The organism is Bradyrhizobium pachyrhizi (assembly GCF_001189245.1).
Taxonomy (GTDB): domain Bacteria; phylum Pseudomonadota; class Alphaproteobacteria; order Rhizobiales; family Xanthobacteraceae; genus Bradyrhizobium; species Bradyrhizobium pachyrhizi.
In genome coordinates this window covers 120,624-123,287 of record NZ_LFIQ01000025.1, presented here as the reverse complement: position 1 = coordinate 123,287, position 2,664 = coordinate 120,624, and the positions used below count along the sequence as shown (strand labels likewise).

The window sequence follows — 2,664 nt, the reverse complement described above, 5'->3', positions numbered from 1 at the left end:
TCGGCAATAGCCGCAAGCGAGTTGAGCGCCTGGCTCGGGATGGCGATGAAAAAGTCGCTAGGACGGTACCTTCGAAGCGTCGTTAGCAATGCGTCGCTCGCGGCAGAGCGGCATAGGAGCGATGAACGTGCCCCGGCTCTTGCCCCCGAAGACCCGGGGTACATTCGCGATCATCGCCGTGAACCGGATGAAGCGCTGCTTTCTCCACTGGGATTTCACGCCGGATATCTTGGAGCACTGAGTCGCCCAGCTGCGCTCTGGCCCCGGCTTCTGCGATCGCTGGGCCATTTCCTTTTCGGGAACAAAGTTGCAATCGGCGACGTTTAGGCACCGCTTGGTTTGAGTGGTTTCCTTGGCCTCAGCTGGTGCTCCCTCGCTGGGGCCATTTTCTTTTCTGAGCGCAGCCATGACGAACGCCGAGATGTGGATTCTCATCATCGTAGTTTTGGGCGTCATCGGCGTAGTGTTGGTTGGGGATCTTATCTTTTCTTGACGGCTACAGCTTCTTATCGGCTGCTGCGGCATTCGCGAATTAGGGCACGCTATCTGAGTTGCCTATGCAAATGCAGGGAGAGCTTTTCCGTGGCATCCTGTAACCGTGTGTCATCTCACCACATGTAATATCGTTCTGGCACTCGTCGTCGGCGTTGGGCTCCTCCTCTAATAGCCGATCCCTTAGGTGATGACGTCGACCCGGCCCCAGCGGGGTAACCCCTCGCTGGGGCCGTTTTCTAAAAAGCCTCCAACTGGCGCTGGCCTCCGTCTGGGACACTTCGCCGCTCCGTGATTTTACGGAATCAGCATCCGTGCCGTTTGATTCTAGGATTTCAAGTGCCGGGGCTAGTTTTCATTCCGAAGCAATTTTCATTTGTCCGGCAAGGGGCCGTCGCGTGATCGGCCCCTTTTTGATTCAGCGGGTACCCTCGCTGGAGGTATCAAAGTCCGGGCTTGCGAATCGAATTGGGCCTGGCAGGATAGTTGCGCCTATCTGGCAGCGTCGGCCCCAGCACTGGCCCGTCGGCCCCAGAGTGTTGGGCCATCATTTTGGTTGGACACGCCGTCGGAACGTACCAGTGAACTTCGTAAATTACGAAGCGCGATTCACGAAGGTTAACGACGCCGCTCCTGAAACATTGCAACGGTCGCCCTCCTGACAGGGAGAATAGACATGGAAGACATGAACGGAGTGGAGCGGACATTTGCGTCTGTTACGGTGCTGGGTGTCTTGGTTCTCATCGCCAGCATGACCGCATACGCGTTTAGCTAGGCCGTGTACCTATAAACCCGGCGGCGTCATGTGACTGGTGAGTACGTCCGCTTTACTTCTATAGCGACCATTGCGACCAAGTTCGTGGGGCAGCGCAATATGTCGCGATGGGCCATGAGGAGAGTTGGTGGCTAAGAGCAGCGGAGCCAAGCTATTGGGATTACGTCGGAACGGCGATTTCGCAAACTAGTCCTTCCGCGCGCCAGTCAAAGAGCACCTTGCCGCCAAGTGGGGCGATCGTTCCTTCGATGAGGCGACTACCAAAGCCCTTGCGTTCGGGCGCAGTTACCCTCGGACCGCCCAATTCGGTCCAGCGAAGCATTAGCTGTCCATCCTCGGTGCGTGACCACGCCAATCTAATCCGGCCTTTAGCGTTAGATAGCGCTCCATACTTGGCAGCGTTGGTTGCCAATTCATGTAAAACCACAGCAATCGCCTGCGCAGCGGTGGGTTCTATTACGGTTTGCAGCCCCTCCATCACAATCCGCTTTACGTGGCCTTCTTGGAGATAAGGGGCGAGCTCCTGCTTGGCGATCGCCGAGACTTCTGCTCCGACCCACCGCGTTTCAACAAACAGCGAGTGAACATTTGCCAACGCTTGGATGCGCCCGCTGATCACTTCCTTGAGGCTCTCGGAGCTGTCAGACCGAGAAAGATTGATAATTGCCTGTACGTTCGCGAGGATGTTCTTGCTTCGGTGCTCCGCCTCGCGAGCCAGAATGCTAATCTGCTCCTGAGTTCGTTTCTGCTCGGTAATATCTCGAGCAATCTTTGATGCGCCAACGATGTTGCCGTGGGCATCTTTGACGGGAGAAACGGTCAGCGAAACGATGATTGAGCTACCATCCTTACGTCGCCGAACAGTCTCAAAATGGTCGATGCGCTCACCTCGTCGAATGCGAGTTAAAATCTGACGTTCTTCGCTTTGTCGGTCCTCCGGGATCACAAGTGTAATAGGCCGGCCGATCGCCTCGGCGGCCGCGTAGCCGAAGATGCGCTCTGCCGCCTTATTCCAGCTTGTAATAATGCCATCGAGATTTTTGCTAACGATCACGTCGTCACTGGATTCAACTATGGCGGCCAGCAGATTGGCCAAGCGCTCGGCACGTTCCAGGGCCGGCTCGCTGACGAGAGGTTCGCGTTGAAGTCCCGACTCTCTTTTTGGCGCCAAGATAAGCCCCCAAAACCAGATGTTGCACTGCCGTTGGTGCCCCAATCATAGCACCGAACGCAAAGGCAAGAAGGTCTCCATTGGCAGGGTTTCAGCGGTAATTGTCGATCCCTTCTACTCCGTAAGCGTCCAACCGGGGCCTGCCCGGCGCATTTACTTAGGCGTGTCAGGAGCCATGTCCCACTCCAGTTCCGGCCTTATCTTATGTGAAGATTTTTGAAACGAA

The 2,664-nt window shown here is 56.0% G+C and carries 2 protein-coding genes; both read right to left on the bottom strand.

Annotation, left to right across the window (positions count from 1 at the left end; genetic code table 11):
* Positions 1-57: 57 nt before the first annotated feature.
* Complete coding sequence (locus AKL29_RS43605) at positions 58-408, bottom strand: hypothetical protein (protein ID WP_193395182.1); 351 nt, start codon at positions 406-408, stop codon at positions 58-60.
* A 1,019-nt stretch (positions 409-1,427) separates the two neighbouring features.
* The gene (locus AKL29_RS02620; RefSeq protein WP_244481701.1) at positions 1,428-2,363 is read right to left on the bottom strand and encodes a PAS domain S-box protein; all 936 of its coding nucleotides are present in this window, start codon (positions 2,361-2,363) and stop codon (positions 1,428-1,430) included.
* Between the last annotated feature and the right edge of the window lie 301 nt (positions 2,364-2,664).

Excerpts from the sequence above, each read along its gene's own strand:
- AKL29_RS43605 (WP_193395182.1), bottom strand. The coding sequence starts at position 408 with ATGGCTGCGCTCAGAAAAGAAAATGGCCCCAGCGAGGGAGCACCAGCT.